This window comes from Streptacidiphilus rugosus AM-16, from assembly GCF_000744655.1.
Lineage (GTDB): Bacteria > Actinomycetota > Actinomycetes > Streptomycetales > Streptomycetaceae > Streptacidiphilus > Streptacidiphilus rugosus.
The window spans coordinates 236,957-255,310 of sequence record NZ_JQMJ01000003.1 but is presented as its reverse complement, the minus strand read 5'-3'; the positions used below and the strand labels follow the sequence as shown (position 1 = coordinate 255,310).

Annotated in this window: 15 protein-coding genes and 1 pseudogene; 8 read left to right on the top strand and 8 right to left on the bottom strand. The window is 73.4% G+C overall.

Translation table 11 applies throughout. The features are described 5' to 3' along the window. Window positions 1–63 precede the first annotated feature (63 nt). From clpB to BS83_RS04555, 3 genes are all read left to right on the top strand, one after another. Complete coding sequence (gene clpB, locus BS83_RS04565) at window positions 64–2,658, top strand: ATP-dependent chaperone ClpB (RefSeq protein ID WP_037601237.1); 2,595 nt, start codon at window positions 64–66, stop codon at window positions 2,656–2,658. A 144-nt stretch (window positions 2,659–2,802) separates the two neighbouring features. Then, the gene (locus BS83_RS04560; protein WP_037601236.1) at window positions 2,803–3,354 is read left to right on the top strand and encodes a type III secretion system chaperone family protein; all 552 of its coding nucleotides are present in this window, start codon (window positions 2,803–2,805) and stop codon (window positions 3,352–3,354) included. Window positions 3,355–3,471: 117 nt separating this feature from the next. Next, window positions 3,472–4,479, top strand: coding sequence for a L,D-transpeptidase (locus tag BS83_RS04555; RefSeq protein ID WP_037601233.1), 1,008 nt, complete (start codon window positions 3,472–3,474; stop codon window positions 4,477–4,479). A 99-nt stretch (window positions 4,480–4,578) separates the two neighbouring features. On the opposite strand, the gene BS83_RS46275 is transcribed toward BS83_RS04555, so the two are convergent. The 4 genes and pseudogenes from BS83_RS46275 to BS83_RS04540 form a co-directional block, all read right to left on the bottom strand. Next, a complete protein-coding gene (locus tag BS83_RS46275; protein ID WP_198035141.1) occupies window positions 4,579–4,755 on the bottom strand; it encodes a DUF6191 domain-containing protein in 177 nt (58 codons plus the stop codon). 87 nt (window positions 4,756–4,842) lie between these two features. After that, window positions 4,843–5,957 (bottom strand): annotated as a pseudogene (locus BS83_RS04550) (serine/threonine-protein kinase); the annotation flags it as partial. Continuing rightward, window positions 5,954–6,559, bottom strand: a complete 606-nt coding sequence (locus BS83_RS04545; RefSeq protein ID WP_157596905.1) for a hypothetical protein — start codon at window positions 6,557–6,559, stop codon at window positions 5,954–5,956. The pseudogene BS83_RS04550 and the gene BS83_RS04545, both read right to left, overlap by 4 nt. Window positions 6,560–6,606: 47 nt before the next feature. Next, a complete protein-coding gene (locus tag BS83_RS04540; RefSeq protein ID WP_051942624.1) occupies window positions 6,607–8,436 on the bottom strand; it encodes an N-6 DNA methylase in 1,830 nt (609 codons plus the stop codon). A gap of 211 nt (window positions 8,437–8,647) precedes the next feature. On the opposite strand from BS83_RS04540, the gene BS83_RS04535 reads away from it, so the two are divergent. Further along, window positions 8,648–9,400, top strand: a complete 753-nt coding sequence (locus tag BS83_RS04535) for a hypothetical protein (RefSeq protein ID WP_051942622.1) — start codon at window positions 8,648–8,650, stop codon at window positions 9,398–9,400. Between the two features lie 59 nt (window positions 9,401–9,459). Here BS83_RS04535 and BS83_RS04530 read toward each other — a convergent pair whose 3' ends face one another. Continuing rightward, window positions 9,460–10,449 (bottom strand): zinc-binding dehydrogenase, encoded by a 990-nt coding sequence (locus BS83_RS04530; protein ID WP_037601227.1) that lies wholly within the window; start codon window positions 10,447–10,449, stop codon window positions 9,460–9,462. Window positions 10,450–10,575: 126 nt separating this feature from the next. Here BS83_RS04530 and BS83_RS04525 point away from each other — a divergent pair, with 126 nt between their 5' ends. Further along, the gene (locus BS83_RS04525) at window positions 10,576–11,745 is read left to right on the top strand and encodes a pyridoxal phosphate-dependent aminotransferase (protein ID WP_037601224.1); all 1,170 of its coding nucleotides are present in this window, start codon (window positions 10,576–10,578) and stop codon (window positions 11,743–11,745) included. A gap of 6 nt (window positions 11,746–11,751) precedes the next feature. Here the strand turns inward: BS83_RS04525 and BS83_RS04520 are convergent, their stop codons facing one another. Then, entirely contained in the window at window positions 11,752–12,558 is an 807-nt protein-coding gene (locus BS83_RS04520; RefSeq protein WP_037601221.1) for a hypothetical protein, read from the bottom strand. A gap of 97 nt (window positions 12,559–12,655) precedes the next feature. Next, on the bottom strand, window positions 12,656–14,077 hold the full coding sequence (locus BS83_RS04515) for an MFS transporter (RefSeq protein WP_037601218.1): 1,422 nt from the start codon (window positions 14,075–14,077) through the stop codon (window positions 12,656–12,658). An 84-nt stretch (window positions 14,078–14,161) separates the two neighbouring features. On the opposite strand from BS83_RS04515, the gene BS83_RS04510 reads away from it, so the two are divergent. Next, window positions 14,162–15,208: an Lrp/AsnC family transcriptional regulator gene (locus BS83_RS04510; RefSeq protein WP_051942620.1), complete on the top strand. Its 1,047-nt coding sequence runs from the start codon at window positions 14,162–14,164 to the stop codon at window positions 15,206–15,208. Here the strand turns inward: BS83_RS04510 and BS83_RS04505 are convergent. After that, a complete protein-coding gene (locus BS83_RS04505) occupies window positions 15,147–15,755 on the bottom strand; it encodes a DUF1707 and FHA domain-containing protein (protein WP_232248050.1) in 609 nt (202 codons plus the stop codon). The two genes, BS83_RS04510 and BS83_RS04505, sit on opposite strands and share 62 nt — an antisense overlap. 438 nt (window positions 15,756–16,193) lie before the next feature. On the opposite strand from BS83_RS04505, the gene BS83_RS04500 reads away from it, so the two are divergent. Both BS83_RS04500 and BS83_RS04495 read left to right on the top strand, forming a co-directional pair. Further along, on the top strand, window positions 16,194–16,700 hold the full coding sequence (locus tag BS83_RS04500) for a DUF2617 family protein (protein ID WP_037601214.1): 507 nt from the start codon (window positions 16,194–16,196) through the stop codon (window positions 16,698–16,700). A gap of 131 nt (window positions 16,701–16,831) precedes the next feature. Then, complete coding sequence (locus BS83_RS04495; RefSeq protein WP_051942617.1) at window positions 16,832–18,322, top strand: polyamine aminopropyltransferase; 1,491 nt, start codon at window positions 16,832–16,834, stop codon at window positions 18,320–18,322. Window positions 18,323–18,354 lie beyond the last annotated feature (32 nt).

The following is an 18,354-nucleotide window of genomic DNA, read 5'->3' as shown; positions in this document are numbered from 1 at the left end:
TGAGGCAGAGACAGCCGACTCACAGCAGACACGGTGCAGCGACCGGAGGAGGACCGAACAGACGTGGACGCCAGCAAGCTCACCACCAAGGCCCAGGAGGCCCTGTCCGCGGCGATCCGACAGGCTTCGAGCGCGGGCAATCCGGATGTCACCCCGGTGCACATCCTGCTCGCGTTGCTGGAGCAGCCCGAGGGAATCGCCCGGCCGCTGCTGGAGGCCGTCGGCGCCGATCCGGCGCGCCTGCGCGGCGCGGCCGAGCGGCTGGCCCAGGCGCTGCCCAGCGCCCAGGGTTCGACGGTCGCCGCGCCGCAGCTGGCCCGGCAGACCGTCTCGGTGCTGAACGAGGCCGCCGCCCGCGCGGCCGAGCTGGACGACCAGTTCGTCTCCACCGAGCACCTGATGGTGGGCCTCGCGGCCGAGGGCGGCCCGGCCGCCGACGCGCTGAAGGCCGAGGGCGCCACCGCCAAGGCGCTGCTGGAGGCCTTCAAGGAGGTCCGCGGCAGCGGCCGGGTCACCTCGGCCGACCCTGAGTCCACCTACAAGGCGCTGGAGAAGTACGGCACCGACCTCACCCAGGCGGCCCGCGACGGCAAGCTGGACCCGGTCATCGGCCGGGACCAGGAGATCCGCCGCGTCGTCCAGGTCCTCTCCCGACGCACCAAGAACAACCCGGTGCTGATCGGCGAGCCCGGCGTCGGCAAGACCGCCGTCGTCGAGGGCCTGGCCCAGCGGATCGTGGCCGGTGACGTCCCCGAGTCGCTGCGCGGCAAGCGCCTGGTCGCGCTCGACCTCGGCGCGATGGTGGCCGGCGCGAAGTACCGCGGCGAGTTCGAGGAACGGCTCAAGGCCGTCCTGTCGGACATCAAGCAGAGCGAGGGCCAGGTCATCACCTTCATCGACGAGCTGCACACGCTCGTCGGCGCGGGCGCGGGCGGCGACTCCGCGATGGACGCGGGCAACATGCTCAAGCCGATGCTGGCCCGAGGTGAGCTCCGCATGGTCGGCGCGACCACGCTGGACGAGTACCGCGAGCGGATCGAGAAGGACGCCGCGCTGGAGCGCCGCTTCCAGCAGGTGCTGGTCGGCGAGCCGAGCGTCGAGGACACCATCGCCATCCTGCGCGGCCTCAAGGGCCGCTACGAGGCGCACCACAAGGTTCAGATCGCGGACGCGGCGCTGGTCTCGGCCGCGACGCTGTCCAACCGCTACATCACCTCCCGCTTCCTGCCGGACAAGGCAATCGACCTGGTCGACGAGGCCGCCTCGCGCCTCCGGATGGAGATCGACTCCTCCCCGGTCGAGATCGACGAGCTGCAGCGCGCCGTCGACCGGCTGCGGATGGAGGAGATGGCGCTGGCCAAGGAGTCCGACGCGGCCAGCGTCGAGCGCCTGGACCGGCTCCGCCGCGACCTGGCCGACAAGCAGGAGCAGCTGGGTGCGCTGACCGCGCGCTGGCAGCAGGAGAAGGGCAGCCTGAACAAGGTCGGCGAGCTGAAGGAGCGCCTGGACGGGCTGCGCACCCAGGCCGAGCGGGCCGAGCGCGACGGGGACTTCGCCACCGCCTCCCGGCTGATGTACGCGGACATCCCGGCCGCCGAGCAGGAGCTGGCCGGGGCGCAGGACGCGGCCCGCACCGAGTCCACCACCTCGTCCATGGTCAAGGAGGAGGTCGGCCCGGACGACGTCGCCGACGTCGTGGCGTCCTGGACGGGCATCCCGGCCGGGCGGCTGATGGAGGGCGAGACGGCGAAGCTGCTGCGGATGGAGGAGGAGCTGGGCCGGCGCCTGGTCGGCCAGCACGCCGCGGTGCGCTCCGTCTCCGACGCGGTCCGGCGCTCCCGCTCCGGCATCGCCGACCCCGACCGCCCCACCGGCTCGTTCCTCTTCCTCGGCCCGACGGGCGTCGGCAAGACCGAGCTGGCCAAGGCGCTCGCCGACTTCCTCTTCGACGACGAGCGGGCCATGGTCCGCATCGACATGAGCGAGTACGGCGAGAAGCACAGCGTCGCCCGCCTGGTCGGCGCCCCGCCCGGCTACGTCGGCTACGAGGAGGGCGGCCAGCTCACCGAGGCCGTCCGCCGCCGCCCCTACGCGGTGGTGCTGCTGGACGAGGTGGAGAAGGCGCACCCCGAGGTCTTCGACGTCCTGCTCCAGGTCCTCGACGACGGCCGCCTCACCGACGGCCAGGGCCGCACGGTGGACTTCCGCAACGCGATCCTGATCCTCACCTCGAACCTGGGCAGCCAGTTCCTGGTGGACCCGACGGTGGACGAGGCGGTGAAGAAGGACCGGGTGTTGGAGACCGTCAGGACGGCCTTCAAGCCGGAGTTCCTGAACCGGCTCGACGACATCGTCGTCTTCGACCCGCTCTCCACGGAGGAGCTGGGCCGGATCGTCGACCTCCAGGTCGCCGCGCTGGGCCGGCGCCTGGAGGACCGCAGGATCACCCTGGAGGTCTCCGACGCCGCCCGCGACTGGCTGGCCATCACCGGCTACGACCCGGCCTACGGCGCCCGCCCGCTGCGCCGCCTGGTCCAGTCGGCGATCGGCGACCAGCTCGCCCGCGCCATCCTCTCCGGCACCGTCCGCGACGGCGACACGGTCGAGGTCGACGCCGACGAGGGCGCCGACGCGCTGACCGTCCGCCGGAAGGACTGAGCGAAGGACCGAGCGGACGACCGGGGCGCCCCGGGACCGACCGGGCCTCACCGGCGTGGCGATCTGCCGGTGAGGCTGGGCGCTCGGCCGCCCGGTGAGGCAGGATGAGTTACGGCAAGCCGTAACTCGAAGGGAACCCCTCTCGTGAGCATCGACCCGTCCTCCATCCCCTCCTTCGGTGGGCCGACGCCCCAGCCCCAGGTGCCGCAGGGCCCGCCGCCGGTGATCATTCCGGACGCGGATCTGGTCAAGCAGCTGCTGGACCAGATGGAGCTCAAGCACGGCGTGGACGACGAGGGCGACGTCGTCGCCCCCTGGGAGGACTTCCAGATCTACTTCATGTTCCGCGGGGAGCAGAAGGAGCTGTTCGCGGTCCGCGCCTTCTACAACCACTCCGTCGAGCTGGCCGGCAAGGCCGGGCTGCTCGAGGCGCTCGACGAGTGGAACCGCGAGACCCTGTGGCCGAAGGTCTACACGCACACGCACGACGACGGCGTGCTCCGCGTGGTCGGCGAGACGCAGATGATCGTCGGCATGGGCGTGAACATCAACTACTTCATGGCCATGGTCGTGAACTGGGTGCAGGCCTCGGTCACCTTCAACCAGTGGATGAGCGAGCGCCTCGGCCTGGTCGCGGACGTCGACGGCAAGGGTGAGGGCGAGGGCGAAGCCGAGGGCGACGCCACCGAGTCCTAATCTTGACCTCTGCTTTACATGTCGCCTGCAACCGCTTGCGTAGGGTTCGGACTCTCTGGACGTGGTGAGTACGTCCGGTGATGAAGTGACGTGAGCGGAGCAGGTGGCGTGGGGCGCGTGGGGCGGATCAAGAAGAGCATCGGTATAGCACTGCTGGCCGGTGCCGTGCTGGCGGGAGCGACCGGCTGCGGGGGCAACGCCGCGGCGACGGCGAAGGGCTCGACCGCGCCGGTGGCCGGTGGCGACAGCGCCAGCACGGCGCCGGCCGGCAGCAGCCCGACGGCGAGTCCCTCGCCGACCCACCCGGCCGGCCCGCCGGTCCAGCTCGACTCGATCACCCCGGCCGACGGTGCGACCGTCGGCGTGGCGATGCCGATCTCCATCGTGTTCACGCACGCCGTGGACTCCGGCGCCCGCAAGACGGTCGAGCAGGCGCTCAAGGTGACCACCTCGGTGCCGATGACCGGCGCGTGGCACTGGTTCAGCAGCCACCGGGTGGACTGGCGTCCGCAGGCCTACTGGAAGTCGGGCACCAAGGTCTCGGTCGACGCGAACCTCAAGGACGTCACCGACGGCAACGGCCGCTGGGGCACCCGCGACTACCACCACTCCTTCACCATCGGCTCGGACACCGAGACCAAGGTGAGCGTCCCCGGCCACTCGATGCAGGTCTACCGCGACGGCACGCTGGTGCGGACCATGCCGATCGACGCGGGCAGCTCGAGCTTCCCTTCCTGGGACGGCACGATGGCGGTCATCGTCAAGCAGCCGACGGTCCGGATGACCTCCTGCAGCGTGAACATCACCTGCGACAAGAGCAACCCGAACTTCTACGACCTGACGCTGCCCTGGGACGTCGAGCTGACCTTCTCGGGCACCTACGTCCACTACTCGACCGGCGACCCGTACCCGGGTCACAGCGCGGGCTCGCACGGCTGCGTGCACCTGTCGATGGAGAACTCGAAGTGGTACTACAACTACGTCAAGGTCGGTGACCCGGTCACCATCACCGGCTCCCCGCGCGGCCTCGCGGCCGGCGACAACGGCTACGCCGCGTTCAACCTGAGCTGGACCCAGTGGCTCGCGGGCAGCAGCCTCGGCGAGCAGCCGACCACGGTCGGCTGACGGGGCCGGCCGAGACGCCGCCCACGCCTGTCCAGGACCTCCTCCGGCCGAAGGCCGGGGGAGGTCTCTGCGTCCCGCGCGCCGGCAGCCGCCCCGGGCCTAAGGCCCGTCCGGGGCGTCCTGCGGGACGCGGATCACCACGTGTCCGCCGTCCAGGTCGATGGGCCCGCGGTGGGGGTCGCCCTCCCCCTCTTCGTCGCGGGTCCATTCGAGCCTGTTCCGCTCCTCCTCCGTGTGCCGCCGGCCGGGCGCGAACAGATCGTCGAAGATGCCCATGCCGGTCGAACGAAGAACCCGCGGGACGGCGTTCCCCGCGGCTCAGCCCAGCCGCGGGGTGGGGTCCGCGGAGGGGTCGGCGTGCGGCAGCAGCGCGGCGTACTGGCGGCGGAGGGACGAGGCGACCGGGGAGTCGGGGCCGTGCTCCGACTCGGCGGTGCGCAGCGCGGCGGCGAGCAGGCCGAGCGCGGGGACGATCCGGCCCGCACCGATCAGGCGGCGGGCCTCGTCCACGGTCGCGGCCAGCGGGGCGGCCGGGGCGGCCGGGACGGCAGGGCCGCGCGGTCGGGCCAGGGGGCGAACGGGAGCCGGAAGGGCCGGGTCGGGTCGCTCGGCAGCCGAGGCGCGGCGGCGGCGTGCTCGGTCGGCGGTGCGGGAAGCAGCGGGGTCAGCGCCAGGTGGAGCGCGTGCGCGTCTGCGGGGCGCCGCGCCGGGTCCTTGGCGAGCAGCCGAAGGACCAGCTCCTCCAGCTCCTCCGGCAGTTCGGGTCTCAGGCGGCGCAGCGGCACCGGCGGTTCGTTCAGATGGCGGTGCAGCGTGCCCAGCGCGGACGAGCCGTCGAACGGCACGATGCCGCTGAGCAGTTCGTGCAGGACGACGCCGAGCGAATAGAGGTCGCTGCGGGGCCCGACCTGGTCGCCCAGGGCCTGCTCCGGTGACATGTAGGCAGGGCTGCCGACCGGTGAGCCGGTGAGCGTCACCCGGGTGGTGTCGGCGTCCAGGACGGCGGCGAGGCCGAGGTCCAGCACGACCAGGGTGCCGTCCGGACGCAGCATCAGGTTGCGGGGCTTCAGGTCCCGGTGGACGACGCCGGCCGCGTGCACCGCGGCCAGGACCGAGCAGAGCTGGGCGGCCACCGCGACCGCCCAGGGCCACGGATACGGCTCGTTCTCGGCCAGGTGGTCGGCCAGATCGGTGCCGCGCACGTACTGCATGACCAGGTAGAGGTCGTCTCCGTCGGTCCCGGCGTCGTGCACGGTCACCAGGCCGGGGTGGTCGACCCCGGCGGTGACGCGGGACTCGCGGGCGAAGCGGCGGCGCAGTTCGTCCGTCCGCGTTCCGCCACCCGCGGCGGGACGCAGCAGCTTGACGGCCACCTGACGGCTGAGCGTCTGGTCCAGCGCGGTCCACACCTGGCCCATGCCGCCCTGGCCGACGAGGGTGTCGAGCCGGTAGCGGCCGCCGACGGTGCGCCCGGTCACGACGGCCGGTGCTGTTCGCGCAGCAGGGCGCTCAACTCGTCCAGCTCGGCCTGCACCTGGCCCAGCGGAACCAGCGGGGGCTGCGGGGGCTGCGGCAGGAACGGGGGCCGCGCCACGAGCGGGGGTTGCCCTGGCCACAGCGGCTGCGCCGCCGGTTGCGCGGGCCAGGACGCCGGTGCGGGGGAGCGCAGCTCGCAGACGAGGAAGTAGATCGGGCACGCCACGGCGAGCGACAGCAGGACCCCCATCCCGACGTTCGTCTGCCAGGCGTCCAGGTTCGGGGAGTTGCCCTGGAGGACGAAGGCGGCGGTGCAGAGCAGCGCCGTCGCCGTCAGCAGGATCCAGTCCCCGCGCCGCCGCCGGACGGCGGCGGTCCGCAGCAGCGGGACCCAGGCCAGAATGCCGAGAGTCAGCGGCGGCACCAGCGCCAGCACGGTCCGCAGCAGGAACAGGCCCACCCGCGCGGCCCGGCCGCGGCGCGGTGCGGGAGGGCCGGGGGAGACGCCGGGAGCGGAGCCGGACGGAGAACCGGGAGGCGGGACGGGGTGGAATCCCGGCGGGAGGCCTGCGGGAGGCGGCTGTATCGGGCCGGGGCCGTACATGCGCAGCTCCAGGGGTCGGGCGTCGGTCGTCGGTAGCGTACCGTCGCTCACTCCGGGCCGAGGACCCCCTCCGTCAGGCCGTCGTAGAGGCCCTGGGCGAACTGCTCGCCCAGCTGCCCGGCCAGCCGCAGCGCGGCCTCGAACCCGGCGACCTCACGGAACCGCCGACCGTAACGCTGCTGTTCGGCGAGCGGCAGCCGGGGGAGCTGCACCCGGCGCGCGTCCAGCCGGCTCGACGTGCCGGTGAAGGTGGACGCCTGCCGGCTGTTGGCGGAGCCGCGCAGGAAGCCGGCGAGGAACCACGGGTCCAGCTGCCGCGGGTCGGCGCGGAGCAGTTGCAGGCCCCGCGCGAGCGGCGCACCGGCCCCGTCCTCCGCGACGACGTCCACCGTGCGAGGCGCGGCGTCCTGGCCCAGCAGGGGCACGACCACGTCGCCCGGCTCGGTGCGGACCGCCTCCTCGGCGCCGCTGGTGAGCAGGGCCAGCGCCCCGGCGCGGACCAGTTCGCCGACGGTCACCGTCGGCCGTCCTCCGCCGGGACCGGGCGGGGCGCTCGGCGGCAGCGCGCTCACCCGGTCCAGCGCGGCGGCGAGCCGGTCGCGGAGCTCGTCCAGCCCGGGTGCGCCGCCGTCCACGGCCGGCGAGGCCAGATGGCGGGCCGGGGTGAGGTCGACCTCCTCGTCCAGCAACTCGACCACGGGGACGACGCGGTGCAGCCCCTGCTCCCCGGCCGCCGCCCCCGCGTCGGCGGCGCGCCAGGCGTCGAGGGCGGCGGACCGCGCCTCGGGCCAGCCCAGGCCGGCGGTCTCCACCAGCAGGAGCTGCTGCGGGACCGGCGCACCGGTGACCGGGCGGCGCAGCACCCACAGGTGCAGTGGAATCCCGTACGGCGGCGCGACCCCGGCGGGCAGCGCGATCACCGCCCGCAGCGCGCCGCGCCGCAGCAGCTCGGCCCGGACGCGGCGGCCGGAGCGCCGGGAGGCGGCGGCCGGCGGCATCAGCACCACGGCCGTGCCGCCCTCGCGCGTGTGGGCCACGGCCTGCTGGACCCAGGCGAGTTCGGACTCGGAGCGGGGCGGGAAGCCGTAGTCCCAGCGGTCGTCGTAGGCCAGCTCCTCGTGGCCCCAGTTCCGTACGTTGAACGGCGGGTGGCAGACCACCACGTCCGCGCCGGGAGCCAGCGGGGGCCGGTCGAAGGCGTCGGCGCGCAGGCTGTCCCCCACGCGGATGTCCGGCGCGGCGCCGCTCAGCGCGAGCCGCAGCCGGGCCAGCGCGGCGAGGTCGGCATCGGTTTCCTGTCCGCGCACGGTGGTGGTCGGGTCCGCGGTGAGTGCGGCGCGGAGCAGGGTGCCGAAGCCGCACGCCGGATCCAGCACCGTGGCCGCGGGGCCGGCCAACTCCACCATCAGGGCCGCCGGTTCGGCCGGCGTGAGGGTGTACTGGCGGGAGACCGCGTCCAGGTGGCGGGTCAGCAGGAAGTCGAAGGCCTCGGCGGCGCCGGTCGAAGCGGCCAGCTCCAGGGCGCCCGTGACCAGCGGGGTTCCGGGATCCGCTGGCGTGTGGAGCAGGGCCTCGCCGAGCCCGAGCAGCGCGGCGACCGGGCCGGCCGGGTGCTGTTCCACGAGCTGCCAGACGCGCTCGCGCAGCGGGATCCGGGTGAGCTTGCCCTCGGCCAGCAGCCAGCGCTCCACCTCGTCGAGCGCGAAGGTCGGGCTGGACGGAGTGCCGCCGACGGGACGGGGGAAGTCGGCGTGCCGCCGACGCCAGTTGCTGACGGCCGCCGGGCCGACGCCTGCGAGCCGGGCGATCGCGCCCGCGGTCACCTCGCTGCTCGCCGGGCCGGTGCTCGGATCGTCTGTTCCGCCGTGCTGGGCCACGTTTCCGGTCTCCCCCTCCGACAACTACGGGGATGGTACACGGCCCTGACGAGTCATGGTTTCACAGACAAGTTACGTGTTGACTCACTTAACAGCTCATGCTCTTATGTCATCGCCGCACAGTTGACCCCGGGTCAGTGCGGAACGGTGCGACGCCTCCGCGTCGCTGTCCGCCCTGCCTGATCACAGCCCGGAAGGGGCTCACCACTCCATGACCAAGCACCTTCGTCGCGCCCTGACCGGCGCGGTCTGTGCCGGAGCCGCGCTGGCCCTGACCGCGTGCGGGTCCTCCGGTTCGTCGAGCCCCGTCGTCGGTGCGGCGGACGGTTCCTCGGCGGCCCCCTCGACGGCGTCCTCGGCGGCCGCTCAGGCCGGGTCGCCGACCGACGGGCTGCCGCAGGGCCCCAAGCTGGCGGGCTGGCTGCTCCCGGCGAAGGACCTGCCCAAGCTCAAGGTCGACCCTGCGGGCACGCGGAACTCCGGCGACGGCTACTCCCCGCCCACCCCCATCGCGATGTCGAAGACGGAGAGCTGCCAGGCGCTCGGGGGCACCGCCTGGGTCGCCGCGGGCGGCCTCGGCAGCGCGGCGTTCGCCCAGAGCGACTACCAGGACGCCTACGGGGACGAGTTCGCCGAGGAGATCGACGCTTTCGAGGGCACCGGCGCCACCACGGTGATGGCCAGGCTGCGTCATGTCTTCGCCGAGTGCGGCACCTTCAAGCTGTCGGTCGACGGCACGCCGGCGACGGCGAAGCTGCGGTTCAAGACCCTGGCCGGGGTCGGCGACCAGTCGCTGGAGGCGACGATCACGCTCCCCGGCTACAACGGCGGCACCACGCTGGTCGCGACCCGGGTCGGCAAGCTGGTGGTCACCACCTTCTACAACGACCAGCGCACGACGGGCGGCGTCGGCGTCACGCTGACCCGGCGCCTGGTCAAGGGCGTCCCGGCGACCCAGGCCTGACCGGACTCGGCCGGGCCGGGGGCTCGGCCGCCCCGGCCCGGGCGGGGGCGGCGCGCGGGTCAGGGCAGCAGCACCGTCTTGCCCGTGGACTCGCGTGCCTCGATCGCGCGGTGCGCGGCGGCGGCCTCGGCCAGGGGGAAGGTCAGGCCGACGAACGGGCGCAGGTCCCCCGTCGCGGCGGCGGCCAGCGCGTCGCGGGTCTGCCGCAGCTGGACCTCGGGCCCGCGCGGACCGACCGGCGGGCCCCAGTACGAGAGCACGCCGACCCCGCGCGCGTCCGCCTCGCCCTCGGCCAGCTTCGTGCCGGCGCCGCCGGAGAAGCCGAAGGCGACGAAACGGCCGCCCGCACCGAGCAGTTCGAACGCCTCACGGCCGATCGCGCCGCCCACTCCGTCGAAGACGACGGTGGCCTCGGTGACGCCCGCCGCGCGCAGCGCCGCCGACCAGCCGGGCGTGCCGTAGTCGACGACCAGGTCCGCACCGAACTCCTCGGCCAGCGCCAGCTTCCGCTCGCCGCGGGCCAGCCCGACCACCCGCGTCGCCCCGGCGTTCCGCGCCAGCTGCACCAGCAGCGCGCCGACCGCGCCGGCCGCCGACTCGACGACGACGGTGTCCCCGGGCCCGACCCCGGCGAGCTCCGTCAGCGCGACCGCGGTCCGGCCGGTGCCGAGCAGCGACACCGCCTGCGCGGCGCTCAGCGCCTCCGGCACCGGGTGGGCCTCGGCGGCGGAGAGCAGCGCCAGCTGGGCGTAGCCGCCGCCCCGCCCGGCCGTCTGTCCAGCGACCAGGCGGCCGAGCAGGGCCGGATCCGCGTCCGGTCCGACGGCGACGACCTCGCCGGCCACCTCGCGTCCCGGCGTCCACGGCAGCTCCGGCGGCGCGAGCGGCGTCCCCGCCATGGCCCCGGACCGCACCTGGGTCTCGACGAACTGCACTCCGGCGGCCCGGACCCGCACCAGCAGCTCCCCGCTCCCCGGAACGGGGTCGGGGACCTGCTCCGCCCGCAGCCGCTCAGGCCCGCCGTACTCCCGCAGAACGCTCGCCAGCATCGCCCTGTGCTCCCTCTTCCCGGCCCCACGTGATCGTTCGCTCCCGATCGACGCTACGCGCGGGACCGTGGTCGGCGCCTCGGGCATCGGGCCTACACCCCCGGTCGTAGGCCCTATGCTGCGGTCATGAGCGACAGGCCGCTGTTGAACCGCCGACTGGCGGGCATGGGGACGACGATCTTCGCGGAGATGTCCGCGCTCGCCACGGCGACGGGCTCGATCAACCTGGGCCAGGGATTCCCCGACACGGACGGCCCGCGCGAGATCGCCGAGGCGGCCGCGCGGGCCGTGCTGACCGGCAAGGGCAACCAGTACCCGCCGGGCCCCGGCATCCCGGAACTGCGCAGCGCGGTCGCGGAACACCAGCAGCGCTTCCACGGCCTCCACTACGACCCCGACGGCGAGGTGCTGATCACCGCCGGTGCGACGGAGGCGATCGCGGCCTCGCTGCTGGCCCTGCTGGAGCCGGGCGACGAGGTGATCGCCTTCGAGCCGTTCTACGACTCCTACGCGGCCTGCATCGCGATGGCGGGCGCGCAGCGGATCCCGCTCACGCTGCGCGCGCCCTCCTTCCGTCCCGATCTGGAGCGGCTGCGCTCCCTGATCACCCCGCGGACCCGGCTGCTGCTGCTCAACTCCCCGCACAACCCCACCGGGATGGTGCTGACCCCCGAGGAGCTGCGCGAGATCGCCGAGCTGGCGGTCGAGCACGACCTGCTGGTGGTCACGGACGAGGTCTACGAGCACCTGGTCTTCGGCCCGGCCGTCCACCGGCCGATCGCCTCCCTGCCGGGCATGCGCGAGCGGACGGTGTCGATCTCCTCGTCCGGCAAGACCTTCTCCTTCACCGGCTGGAAGGTCGGCTGGGTGACCGGCACCCGCGAACTCGTGGCGGCGGTGCGCACGGCTAAGCAGTACCTCACCTACGTCAGCGCGGGCCCTTTCCAGTACGCGATCGCCGACGCCCTCCGCCTGCCGGACTCCTACTTCGCCGACTTCCGCGCCGACCTCCAGCGCAAGCGCGACCTGCTGGACGCCGGCCTGCGCGCGGCGGGCTTCGAGGTCTACGAGCCGCAGGGCACCTACTTCATCACCACCGACATCACCCCGCTCGGCGAGAAGGACGGCCTGGAGTTCTGCCGCACCCTGCCCGAGCGCTGCGGCGTGGTGGCGATCCCCAACTCCGTCTTCTACGACGACCCGGAGGCCGGGCGGAGCCAGGTCCGCTTCACCTTCTGCAAGCGCGACGAGATCCTCGCCGACGCGTCGGAACGCCTCCAGCGCCTGCGTGCCTGAAGTGGACTAGCGGGGCAGGGTCCGCGCCCGGTTCTGCCGGCTCTTCGTCTCCGCCGACTGGTACTCGAGGCAGTAGGCGAGCTTGCCGTCGTCGACGGGGAACCCGGCGACCGATCCCAGCTCACCGACCTGATCCGCCGTCAGCGGACGAGGGGGTACGCCGGTCTCGGCCGAGGCGGGAAACCAGGGGAGCCGAGCAGCCGGCTCGGGAAGCTCGTGCAGGCGGACGAGACGGCCCGTCATGCGCAGAAGGCCCAGCAACACCCACCCGTCCTGGTGCGGCGGCTTCAGCCGCTCCGGGGCGAAGACGACGTTGAGCTGCATGAAGTTCAGCTGCGAGAGGTCGACTTCGTCCGGGCGCGGAGCCGGCGGCGGAATCGTGTGCAGCAGCTCGCCGTCCACGACGAGCCACACGTCGTACTCTTCGGTGGTCACCCCGCACATGACGCTGCCGTCCCGGGCCATGGTGACGAACTCCCCCTCCCCCGAAGACCTGTTCGCGCCCGTGAGGTGTTCCGACAGACGCGTCTCGTCGGTCAGGCGCACCTCGATCCAGGGCAGGCCGCGCGCGAGCGCGACGAGAAAGACTCCGTCACCGTCGACGATCCCGTGCTCCCTCGCCAGGCGCAGCCACTCGGCGTCGACACGGTCGCCCAACCGGCCGCCGGCCAGCGGGACCGCGGAGGTGGGCTGATGGACGCCCGCGACCAGGTGCATCGCCCACGCGGTCGACGGCAGGCCCGTGTCGGCGACGGGCCCCAGCACGGCCAGCCCGCAGCCGGCCAGCTGCTGTTCCGTCGACGCGGTGGTCATCCCGGGCAAACCGTGCCTCCCTGGTAGAAGGGGTGGTGGTCCCCACCGCGCAGGCCGGCGGTCGGCGCTCATGCGCTCATTCTCCTCCGGAGCGGGATCAGCGGGCGCGTGCCGGTTCCGGAGTGGGGTTGGACTGGGGGGTCGTCGGCGGCGGAGTGCGGCGGACCAGGGCCAGGACCAGGAGGCCGGCCGCCAGGCCGGCGGCGCCGGCGGTGAGGAAGACGGGGTCGAGGCCGGCCGCGAAGGCCGTGCGGGGGGTGTGGCCGCGGAAGTGGCCCTGGAAGATCGTGCCGAGTACCGCGATGCCCAGGGCGTAGCCCAGTTGGCGTGCCGTGTTGAGCGCGCCACTGGCCATGCCGGCGCGCTGCGGGGGGACGGAGGCCAGCGCCGCGGACATCAGCATCGGGGTGGACAGGCCGACCCCGACGCCGGTGATCAGCAGGCCGGGGAGCAGCGCCGTCCAGCCTGAGCCCGCCGAGACCACGGCCAGCAGCAGCGTGCCACCGCCGATCAGCAGGAGGCCGATCCCGATGGGGAGTTGCGGCGAGCTGCGGTGCAGCGCCTTGCCGGTGGCGAGGGCGACGACGAACGCGGCCAGCGCCATCGGGGAGACGGCCAGGCCCGCGCCGAGGGGGCTGAGGTGGAGTGCCTGCTGGAGCCAGAGGGAGGTGTAGGTCAGCTCCGCGAACGCGGCGGCGGAGAGCAGCAGCCCGCCGAGCAGCAGCCCCAGGAAGCTGCGGTTGCGCAGCAGTGAGAGGTCCACCAGGGGTCGCTCGGCCCGGAGTTCGATGCCGACGAAGGCGGTCATCGCGAGCACCGAGCCGCCGAGCGCGACCAGGACCGTCGTGCTGCCCCAGCCCTTGTCGCCGCTCTCGATCAGGCCGTAGGTGAGCGCCGAGGCGAAGAGCGTGAAGGCGAGCGCGCCCGCCAGGTCCAGCCGGCCCGCGCCCGCCCCCGCGTCGCGGCGCGCGCCCGCCTTCAGGTATCCCAGCGTCATCGCGACCGCCACCACGGCCACCGGCACATTGACCATGAAGATCGAGCGCCAGCCGAACTGGTCCGTGAGCAGCCCGCCGAGGACCGGGCCGATCGCGGCGGCCGCGCCGTTGACCGCGCCCCACACCCCGAAGGCGGTGCCGCGGTCGCGGCCCTGGTAGGCGGCGGCCAGCAGCGCGGTGGTCGAGGTCATCATCGCCGCGCCGCCCATGCCCTGGGCCGCGCGGGCCGTGATCAGAACGGCGGCGCTGGGCGCGAGCGCGCAGGCGAGCGAGGCCGAGGCGAAGACGACGAGCCCCGAGAGGTAGAGCCGGCGATGGCCCAGCCGGTCGCCGAGGGAGCCGAAGGCCATCAGCAGGGAGGCGAGGACCAGGGCGTAGATGTCGACGACCCACTGCAGGGTGGTGAAGGACGATCTGAGGTCGGACGCCATCTCGGGCAGGGCGACGTTCACGATGCTGACGTCGACGAGCAGCATGAAGGCGCCGGTGCAGACGGCCGCCAGGGGTATCCATTTACGCATGCGGCAACTCTGCGGGTCCGGCCCCAGGGAACCACCTCCGCCGCCACTCCTGCGGTCGATTTCGACATCACCTACGCTGAGGTGGTGGATCTCGACAGCCGGACGGGCGGTGGCCCCGGCTACGACACGCTCGACCGCGGGCTGGTGCAGGCGCTGCAGCTCGACGGCCGTGCGCCGTTCAGCCGGATCGCCGAGGTGCTCGGGGTCTCCGACCAGACCGTCGCCCGCCGCTACGCCAGGCTGCGGGCGAGCGGCGCCGCCCGGGTGCTCGGACTGAGCGATCCCGAGGCGCTCGGCGAGGTGCGCTGGTTCGTCCGCGTGCAGTGCGTTCCGGGCGCCGCAGTGGCAGTGGCCGAGGCGCTCGCGCGCCGCGAGGACACCACCTGGGTCACACTCGGATCGGGCGGGACGGAGATCAACTGCTCGGTCCGCGTCGACCCCGAACGGCAGGACGACGACAGCCTGTTGCTGCAGCGGCTGCCGCGGACGGCCGGCGTCGTCGGGGTGACCGCGCACTGCGTCCTGCACACCTTCTTCGGCGGCGCGAACAGCATCGTGCTCAAGTCGGGACCGCTCAGCGCCGAGCAGACGGCCCGGCTGCGTCCCGCGGACGCCGAAGCGCCGATGGCCCCGGACGAACGCCGGGCCCCGGTCCGGCTGGACGAAGGGGACCGGCGGCTGCTGGCCGCACTGGCGGTGGACGGCCGGGCCGGTTTCGCCGAACTGGCCACCGCCACCGGCTGGTCGGCCAGCACGGTACGCCGCAGGATGGACGAGCTGCTGCGCTGCGGGGTGCTCTACTTCGACCTCGACCTGGACTGGCGGATGTTCGGCGTCCGCACCAACACCAACCTCTGGCTCAACGTCGCCCCGGCCGAACTGGTCGCCACCGGCGAGGCGCTGGCCGCGCATCCGGAGGTCGGCTACGTCGCCGCGACGACCGGTCCGAACAACCTGCGGGCCAGTCTGCTCAGCGGCGACACCCACGCGGTCTACACCTACCTCACCACCAGGATCGCGGCCCTGCCCGCTGTCCAGCGCGTGGAGTCGGCCCCGATCATGCGGGTGGTCAAGGGCCCGGGACCGGTCCCTCCACCGCCGTCGCGCCGGACGCGGCGAGGCGGAAGCTGATCGTCCCGAAGGTGACCCGGTCGCCCGCGCGGACCGGGACGGCGCCGACCACGCGCCAGCCGTTGACCTGTGTGCCGTTGGTGGAGCCGAGGTCGCGCAGCAGCCAGGTGCCGCCCTCGCGGCGCAGCTCGGCGTGGACGCGGGAGACCGAGTCGTGGCCCAGCTTGAGGTCGCAGCCCGGCAGCCGGCCGATCTTCACCGGGCCGAACGCGTCGCGCGGCAGCGGCAGCGCGGGGAGCTGAGGGGTCCGCCAGGCGTTCCCCAGCCGGACCTTGAGCGTGGCGACCGAGGCGACGGTCCGGGTCAGGGCGCGGGTGAACCGGCCCTCGGAGGGCAGGTCGGCGGTGAGCGCGTCCAGCTCGTCACGGCCCTGGGCGGTGAGGACCAGTTCCATCCGGCGCAGGAAGGTCTCGTGGGAGAGCCGTCCCTGGACGGAGTGCTCACGCAACTGCTCGATGGCGCGCTCGCGGTCGGCGTCGGAGAGCCGCTCGGCAGGGCGGGCGATCATGGTGGCCGACTCGGCCCGCGGCCGGGGGGAGACGCTCATGGTGCCGATTGTCCGGCCTGCGCGGGGGTGCGTCCAGATCGGTCGGGGTGTCGTTCCTGGGGGTGAATGGCCCGCGCGTGGTTGACGGGACGCGACGCCGTTCGGGTGGCGCTCGCAAGAGTGATGTCGGGGGCGCGGATATGGCTGTATATGCCCGACGAATGGGCGAAAAGCATGTGCCGCCGCAACCGCCTCGGAACGCGGCACGTCAACGGCCATGAGACCCAGCATGACAGGGATCCCGAAGGAATCCGGGCGCCCGTGATGGGCGGCCGCCGAAAATGGGTAAATCCCCTACGGACACGGAGTATTCGTGCTTCCCTGCTTCCTGAGTCCCCCGAATGTCTCTCCGCCGCGGCACCCTCATGCCGAGCCATGCCCAGCCATGTCCGGACGTGCCCAGGCGTCGTCGAGTGACCCGAGTACGCGGAGCCGAGAATGCTCACCACACTCCACACCCACTACACCGACACCCGTGCCGGCGACCTGGCCTGGTGCCTGGGCAGCGGCCTGCTGCCGGCGCTCGCCGTGCTCGATCTGCAACTCGGCCCGAGCGCCATCCAGCTGCGGCTTCTCGGCGCCTCGCACCAGGTTGTCCTGGACCAGGGGGACCAGGAGTGCGTCGAGACGGTGGCCTGTCTGCCCGGCCGCCGCACCCCGCTCCCGGCCCGCGCGGCAGAACGTGTCAGCGGCTGGGAGTACGAATTCGCTGCGCGCATCGAAAGGCTGACCCCGCACGAGTTCGACGGCAGGGCGGGGGAGTTGCTGGCGCTGGTGGAGAACCATCCGCACGGTCTGGCCGGAGTCTTCCCCGGAGATCCGAATGCCTTCACCGCATTGCTGGCGGGCGGCGACGAGGGCGGCATCCTCTGGCGGACCTGGCACGCCTATCCACAGGAGGGCAGATTGGTCTGTACACGGTCAACACTTCGTCGACGAAGCTGATGACGGCACTCGTCACGGGACCGATGACGGGACTGACAATCATTCATTTGTCCGGCAGGTCAAGCCGACGCCGCGTGTCACCACCCCGACGGGCGACGTGCCCGCACCGCTTCGTCGCCTAGCGTTTCTGCGTGATCAACCCGTCCCCCCGGGCCGCGCGCCTGCTGGTGCTGCTCGCGGCCTTCGTCTGTGCCGCCTGCGGGTTGGTCTACGAGCTGGAACTGGTCGCCCTCGGCAGCTATCTGCTCGGCGACTCGATCACCCAGGCCTCCGTCGTGCTCTCCGTGATGGTCTGCGCCATGGGTCTCGGATCGCTCCTGGCCAAACGGTTCACGAGACGCCCCGCCGCGTCCTTCGCGCTCGTGGAGAGCGTGCTGGCCCTGGTCGGCGGCCTCTCCGTGCTCGCGCTCTACGGCTGCTTCGTCTGGATCGGCCACTACCAGGCCGCCCTGGTCGCCGTCGCCTCGCTCATCGGGCTGCTGATCGGCGCGGAGATCCCGTTGCTGATGACGCTGATGCAACGGATCCGGCGGCAGGAGGCGGGCCGCGCCGTCGCGGACCTCTTCGCCGCCGACTACGTCGGCGCGCTGATCGGCGGGCTCGCGTTCCCCTTCCTGCTGCTCCCCCACCTCGGTCAGCTCACCGGCGCGCTGCTGACCGGCGTCGTCAACGCCGCCGCCGGCGGGCTGATCGCGCTCTGGCTGTTCCGCGAGGAGCCCGCGCCGCGCGCCCGGCTGCTGCTCTGGCTGCTCAGCGGGGCCGTGGTGACCATACTGCTGCTGGCCTGGGCCGGCAGCGGCGCGTTCGAGCGGGCCGCGCAGCGCCGCCTCTACGGCGGACCGGTACGGGTCAGCGCCGAGAGCCGCTACGAGCAGATCGTGCTGACCGGCGGGACGGGCTCCTCCGGTGCGCCCACCCGGCTCTACCTCGGCGCGCGGCTCGCCCTCTGCGGACGGGACCAGGCGGCCTACCACGCGGCGCTCACCGGCCCCGCCCTGGCCGACGGCGGGCGCGCCAGGGTGCTGGTGCTGGGCGGCGGCGACGGCCTCGCGGTCCGCCGGGCGCTGGACACCGCCGGCGTCGAACGGGTCACCCTGGTCGAACAGGACCCGGTGCTGCTGCACCTGGCCAGGACCGATCCGGTGCTGGCCGGGCTCAACGGGCACGCCCTGGACGACCCCAGGGTCGACATCGCCACCGCGGACGCCTTCGGCTGGCTGCGCACCGCGCCCCGGCAGCAACACCCCTACGACGTGATCGTCGCCGACCTGCCGCCGCTCCTGGACGCGGACGACAAGCTCTACACCGCGGAGTTCTACGGCCTGGTGCGCCGGATGCTCGCGCCGGGCGGTCGGTTCGTCGTGCGGGCGGGGGACCGGCTCTGGTCGGTCGCCGACACGGTTCGCGCGGTGGGCCTGACGCCGGTCGGCTACGCCGCGCCCGGGCGGGGCGGCTGCCAGGAGCCCGGCGCGAAGGAGGCGGGAAGCTGGCGCTTCGTGCTCGCGGCCGAGCACCGCCCGGACCTCGGCGTGCTCGACCGCCTGTCCGCCGACGGCGTCCGGGTGCTCTCCCAGCCGGTCGGCAGCGCCGGCCGGGTCACCACGCTGCTCGAACCGCGCTGAACCGGCCCTTCGCGGGCGCCGGGTGGGTAGGC